5 protein-coding genes are annotated in these 6,000 nt (G+C 63.5%); 2 read left to right on the top strand and 3 right to left on the bottom strand.

Annotation, left to right across the window (positions count from 1 at the left end; translation table 11 throughout):
• Positions 1-144 precede the first annotated feature (144 nt).
• Complete coding sequence (locus ACIQUS_RS22875) at positions 145-1,107, bottom strand: NAD(P)H-quinone oxidoreductase (RefSeq protein WP_403051887.1); 963 nt, start codon at positions 1,105-1,107, stop codon at positions 145-147.
• Between the two features lie 140 nt (positions 1,108-1,247).
• On the opposite strand from ACIQUS_RS22875, the gene ACIQUS_RS22870 reads away from it, so the two are divergent.
• Both ACIQUS_RS22870 and ACIQUS_RS22865 read left to right on the top strand, forming a co-directional pair.
• Complete coding sequence (locus ACIQUS_RS22870; protein ID WP_403051884.1) at positions 1,248-3,335, top strand: carboxy terminal-processing peptidase; 2,088 nt, start codon at positions 1,248-1,250, stop codon at positions 3,333-3,335.
• Between the two features lie 121 nt (positions 3,336-3,456).
• Entirely contained in the window at positions 3,457-5,229 is a 1,773-nt protein-coding gene (locus ACIQUS_RS22865) for a bifunctional diguanylate cyclase/phosphodiesterase (protein ID WP_403051881.1), read from the top strand.
• Here ACIQUS_RS22865 and ACIQUS_RS22860 read toward each other — a convergent pair.
• Together ACIQUS_RS22860 and ACIQUS_RS22855 are read right to left on the bottom strand one after the other, a co-directional pair.
• Positions 5,211-5,579, bottom strand: a complete 369-nt coding sequence (locus ACIQUS_RS22860; RefSeq protein ID WP_028943624.1) for a hypothetical protein — start codon at positions 5,577-5,579, stop codon at positions 5,211-5,213. The genes ACIQUS_RS22865 and ACIQUS_RS22860 overlap by 19 nt on opposite strands.
• Complete coding sequence (locus ACIQUS_RS22855) at positions 5,576-5,914, bottom strand: multiprotein-bridging factor 1 family protein (protein WP_403051877.1); 339 nt, start codon at positions 5,912-5,914, stop codon at positions 5,576-5,578. Before ACIQUS_RS22855 ends, ACIQUS_RS22860 begins: the two co-directional genes overlap by 4 nt.
• Positions 5,915-6,000: the final 86 nt, after the last annotated feature.

The raw sequence follows: 6,000 nt of genomic DNA, 5'->3' as shown, positions 1-6,000 counted from the left end.
TGGACGCTGCGACGCATCGCGGGGCAAGTCGAGTCGTCGCACCGCCGCTCCTACAGGCAGTCGATCGCAGCCTCGTTCCTCGGCAGCGGCTACCCATCTAGCGACAACTGTCTTTGTGGGAGCTGGCGAAGCCTGCGATATGGGTTACACCAGACTCTCGTCGATCACCAGCACCAGCTTGCCCGACACCTGGTTGCTGGCAAGCTCGGCGAACGCCGCCTCGGCATCCTTGACCGGATAGGCTCTGGCCAACTGCGGCTTGAGCCTGCCTTCGGTGAACAACGGCCACACTTGCTGGCCCAGGTCGCGGAGCAGATCGGCCTTGAACTGATCATCACGGGTACGCAGGGTCGAGCCGACCACCTGCACCCGCTTGACCAGCAACTGGGTCAGGTCCAGCTCGGCCTTGCGCCCGCCCATCAGGCCGATAATGACCCAGCGTCCATCCTTCGCCAGCAGCTTGAGGTTGAGTTCGGCATAGCTGGCCCCGACCGGATCGAGGATCACATCGAACGGGCCAAAATCGTTCAGGCCGTTGATGTCATCACCGCGCACCACGCCGCCGCTAGCGCCGAGGCTTTCGCAGTAGGCCAGGCGCTCGGTGGAGCCGACACTGACCCAGCACGGGCTGCCAAAGGCCTTGCACAGCTGGATCGCCGCCGAACCCACACCGCTGGCGCCAGCATGCAGCAAGACCTTCTCACCGGGCTTGAGACCGGCCAGCTGGAACACATTGAGCCAGGCGGTGGCGTACACCTCGGGGATCGCCGCCGCTTCCTGCAGGCTCAGGCCTTCGGGCACCGGCAGCACATGGCGGCCATCGACCACCACTTCTTCAGCCATGCCGCCACCGGCCAGCAGCGCACAGACCCGGTCGCCCACCTGCCAGGACGACCCCGGGCCCACTTCACTGATCACCCCGGCGCACTCGAGGCCGAGGAATTCGCTGGCCCCCGGCGGCGGCGGGTAGAGCCCGGCGCGCTGCAGCAGATCGGCACGATTGAGGCCGGCAGCGGCCACGCGAATGCGTACTTGACCGATATCGCAGGTTGGACTTGTCGTCGCAACCCACTCCACATGTCCGTCAACGCCTTGCAATGCCTTCACAGTGCCTCCATAGTTGAGTCATGACTGAGCCCGGGGGCTGTAGCCCCGGGCTTTTTGCATTATGCGTCCGGCTCTCATTGAGCCGGCGAATTCAAAGACGGCCTACTATGCGTGATCAATTGTCCCTACGTCGATTCAGCATGAAGCATTTTCTGCCAAGCACCACGCTAGCCCTGTTGATCGGCCTGGGCAGTCTGCCGTTGGCAGGCAATGCATGGGCCAGCAACAGCTGGGACAAACTCCAGCCGGGGCGCGACGAAGTGGTCGCCAGCCTCAACGTGGTCGAGCTGCTCAAGCGCCACCACTACAGCAAGCCGCCGCTCAACGATGCGCGCTCTGTCATCATCTACGACAGCTACCTGAAGCTGCTCGATCCGGCCCGCAGCTACTTCCTGGCCAGCGACATCGCCGAGTTCGACAAGTGGAAGACCCAGTTCGACGACTTCCTCAAGAGCGGCAACCTGGACCCCGGCTTCACCATCTACAAGCGCTACCTGGACCGGGTCAAGTCGCGCCTGGACTTCGCCCTGGCCGAGCTGAACAAGGGCGTGGAGAACTTCGACTTCACCACCAAGGAAACCCTGCTGGTCGACCGCAAGGACGCCCCGTGGCTGAAGAACCAGGCCGAGCTCGACGACCTGTGGCGTAAACGGGTCAAGGATGAAGTCCTGCGCCTGAAAATCGCCGGCAAGGAGAACAAGGCCATCCAGGAGCTGCTGACCAAGCGCTACAAGAACCAGCTCACGCGCCTGGACCAGACCCGTGCCGAGGATATCTTCCAGGCCTACATCAATACCTTCGCCCAGTCCTACGACCCGCACACCAATTACCTGTCGCCGGACAACGCGGAAAACTTCGATATCAACATGAGCCTGTCGCTCGAAGGTATCGGTGCCGTGCTGCAAAGCGACAACGACCAGGTCAAGATCGTGCGCCTGGTACCGGCCGGCCCTGCCGCCAAGACCAAACAGGTGGCGCCTGCCGACAAGATCATCGGCGTGGCCCAGGGCGACAAGGAAATGGTCGACGTGATCGGCTGGCGCCTGGACGAAGTGGTCAAGCTGATCCGCGGGCCGAAGGGTTCTGTGGTGCGCCTGGAAGTCATCCCGGCCAGCAATGCGCCGAACGACCAGACCAGCAAGATCGTGCCGATCACCCGCGAAGCGGTGAAGCTTGAAGAGCAGGCGGCGAAGAAGTCGGTGCTCAAGCTCAAGCAGGACGGCCGCGACTACAAGCTGGGCATCATCGAGATTCCGGCCTTCTACCTGGACTTCAAGGCCTTCCGTGCCGGCGATCCGGAGTACAAGAGCACCACCCGTGACGTGAAGAAGCTGCTCACCGAACTGCAGAAGGAAAAAGTCGACGGCGTGGTCATCGACCTGCGCAACAACGGCGGCGGATCCCTGCAGGAAGCCACCGAGCTGACCAGCCTGTTCATCGACAAGGGCCCGACGGTACTGGTACGCAACAGCGACGGCCGCGTCGATGTGCTTGAAGACGAGAACAACGGCGCCTTCTACAAGGGCCCGCTGGCGCTGGTGGTCAACCGCCTGTCAGCCTCGGCCTCGGAGATCTTCGCCGGCGCCATGCAGGACTACCACCGTGCGCTGATCCTCGGCGGCCAGACCTTCGGCAAGGGCACCGTGCAGACCATCCAGCCGCTCAACCATGGCGAGCTGAAACTGACCCTGGCCAAGTTCTACCGGGTGTCCGGGCAGAGCACCCAGCACCAGGGCGTGCTGCCGGACATCGACTACCCGTCGATCATCGACACCAAGGAAATCGGCGAGAGCGCCCTGCCCGAAGCCATGCCGTGGGACACCATCCGCCCGGCGATCAAGCCGGCGGTCGACCCGTTCAAGCCGTTCCTGGCCCAGCTCAAGGCCCGTCACGACAGCCGCACCGCCAAGGATCCGGAGTTCGTCTACATCCGCGACCGCCTGGCGTTGACCCAGAAGCTGATGAACGAGAAGACCGTCAGCCTCAACGAAGCCGAACGCCGTGCCCAGCATGCCGATATCGAAAGCAAGCAACTGGCCCTGGAGAACACCCGGCGCAAGGCCAAGGGCGAGGAGCCGCTCAAGGAACTCAAGAAGGAAGACGAAGACGCCCTGCCGGCCGAGCCGGACGATACCAAGCCGGAAGACGACGCCTACCTGTCGGAGTCCGGGCGTATCCTGCTCGACTACCTGGGGCTGAATTCGGCGGTAGCGAAAAACAACCGCTGAGAGTGATGGCAAGATAATGTGACTGTGCCGCTATTGCGTCATCAAACAGTCACGATTCTGTCGTGAAATAAGGGACTGAGCGCCGTTGGCCTCAGTCCCTTTTTTTCAAGGCAGTGCCACCATGACCGTGACCGAACAGCTCAGTGCGTTGAGCGCCATCCTTGCTCAAAGCGGTTTGCACAGCCTGTTCCAGCCCATTGTCTGCCTGTCCGAGCGGCGTATCCTCGGCTACGAAGCCTTGAGCCGCGGGCCGTCCAACAGCCCGCTGCATTCACCGCTCAACCTGTTCGCCGTGGCCCGCCAGGCCGGCCGCCTGACCGAACTGGAAGTGGCCTGCCGGGAAAGCGCGTGCCGACGCTTCAGCCAGCAGCGACTGGACGGCAAGCTGTTTCTCAACGTCTCCCCCGAATCGCTGCTCGAACCCCAGTACCAGTCCGGGCGCACCCTGCAGATGCTCCACGATCTGGGCCTGTCGCCAGATCGGGTGGTGATCGAGCTGACCGAGCAGACCCCGACCGACGATTTCCAGCTGTTGTTCAATGCCCTGCACCATTACCGCGACATGGGCTTCTCCATTGCCCTGGACGACCTGGGTGCAGGCTATTCGAGCCTGCGGCTGTGGTCGGAGCTGCGCCCGGACTACGTCAAGATCGACCGTCACTTCATCGACGGTATCCACCTGGATGCGGTCAAGCGCGAGTTCGTCGGCTCCATCCTGCAGATCGCCCGGGCCTCACGGGCCCAGGTGATCGCCGAAGGCATCGAACTGGCCGAGGAACTGGAGGTACTGACCGACATGGGGGTCGACCTGGTCCAGGGCTACCTGCTTGGCCGCCCCCAGGAGCAGCCGTGCCGGGATGTTCAGCAGATGCTCGGCCAGCCGCCGCGCGAGGTTCAGGTGCTGAACGAGGACAGCGGCAACCTCGCGGCTCTGCTCAACGAGCAACAGACGGTTACCCGGGACACGCCGACGGCGCAGGTGCTGGAGTTGTTCCGCCGCCAGGCCAACCTCAACTCCCTGGCGGTGCTCAACGAACGGCGCCAGCCCTGCGGCATTGTCCACCGCCACTCGCTGTCCGATGCCCTGCTCAAACCCTTCGCCACCGACCTGTTCGCGCGCAAGCCGATCAGCCGGCTGATGAGCGATGATTTTCTCGCCGTGGAGCTTGTCCAGTCGCTGCAGCAGGTCAGCCGCCTGCTCACCAGCCGGGCCCGCCAGCGCATCGAGGAAGATTTCATCATCACCCACAATGGCCGCTACCTGGGCCTGGGGCGGGTGATCGATGTGCTCAAGCTGATCACCGAACAGAAGATCCAGCAGGCGCGCTACGCCAACCCCCTGACCCTGCTGCCCGGCAACGTGCCGATCCAGCAGTGCCTGACCCGGCTGTTGCACCAGCAGCGCCAGGCGGCGATATGTTACGTGGATATCGACAGCTTCAAGCCGTTCAATGACCTCTACGGCTACGCCCGTGGCGACGAGGTGCTGCTGTGCCTGGCGCAGTGCCTGAATGAACGGGTCGATCCCCAACACGACTTCGTCGGTCATATTGGCGGTGACGATTTCATGCTGGTGCTCGGTTCCGGGGATTGGGAACACAGGTTGCAGCGGCTGCTGGAGGACTTTCAGCGGCAATGCCAGCGCTTCTATCGCGCCGAACACCTGCAGGCCGGCAGCTTTATCGCCTCCAACCGCCAAGGGCTGCGTCAGACGTTTGCCTTGCTGTCACTGTCGATCGGCGTGGTGCTGCTGCACCCACAGGCCTGCGCCGAGCTGGATGCCGGGCAACTGGCGGAACTGGCCTCGCAGGCCAAGCACCGGGCCAAGGACATGCCTGGGCAGAGCATCTACCGGATCGATACCCAATCTGCGGCTCAGGCCTCTTCGGGGTAGCTGTACTCGAACACACGGACCACTTCGGAGGCATGCCAGGACGCGGCGGCCATGCCGTCCGACGGCCCGGAAAAACGTCCCAGGCGTTCTACGCACTCGAAGAAGCCGGTACGCGGCAAGCGGCTGGCGCCCTGGCTGATCACCAGCGAGCTGCGCAGTGGCTGCTCGGCCCGGGCATCCAGCGCGGCCAGGTGCTCAAGGGCGGCGGTCAGGGTCTGCATGGCGGGACTGGGCAGTTGCAGGCGTTCGAGCAGCGCACGGTAGGTCAACAAGTGACGTTGGCGACGGGCCAGGTCCAGCTCGCCGAGCAGGCCGTCCCAGTGCTGGCGGCTGATCCGCACGCTGCTCACGACGGCTCGCTCCAGCCGGCCACACCCAGCTCCCAGGCGAGGCTGCGGCGGATAGCGTTATCCGGCCGACGCTCGCCACTTTCGATCAGGGCCAGGTACACCGGGCTGATACCGACACTGCGCGCCAGTTGTTCCGGCGCCAGGCCCTTGCCTTCACGCAAGCGCGCCAGCTCGCTGAAACTCGGCAGGCTGGCGCTTGGTTGTGGGATGGAACTGGTGCTTTCAACGGCAGCCGGCTCGCTCTGGCCCGCTGCTTTGAGTAGTGCCTGGTACTGATCCCAAGGTACAACCGCATACTCGGGTTGACCGTCCCGGCTTATGACCTGAATACCCATACAACCCCCTTGTAGGATTACGGCATGTAATCCGTAGGCATAACCCTTATGCCAATTATATAACCAGCCAGCCGAGGTGTGCAGGG

Origin of the sequence: Pseudomonas sp. NPDC090755 (genome assembly GCF_044769005.1) — a bacterium.
Lineage (GTDB): Bacteria > Pseudomonadota > Gammaproteobacteria > Pseudomonadales > Pseudomonadaceae > Aquipseudomonas.
The sequence above is the reverse complement of the archived record's forward strand: the minus strand, read 5'-3'. Positions and strand labels throughout refer to the sequence as shown.

Bases quoted from the DNA above. Each gene is read 5' to 3' on its own strand.
- ACIQUS_RS22870 (WP_403051884.1), top strand. From the start codon at position 1,248: ATGAAGCATTTTCTGCCAAGCACCACGCTAGCCCTGTTGATCGGCCTG.
- ACIQUS_RS22865 (WP_403051881.1), top strand. From the start codon at position 3,457: ATGACCGTGACCGAACAGCTCAGTGCGTTGAGCGCCATCCTTGCTCAA.
- ACIQUS_RS22855 (WP_403051877.1), bottom strand. From the start codon at position 5,914: ATGGGTATTCAGGTCATAAGCCGGGACGGTCAACCCGAGTATGCGGTT.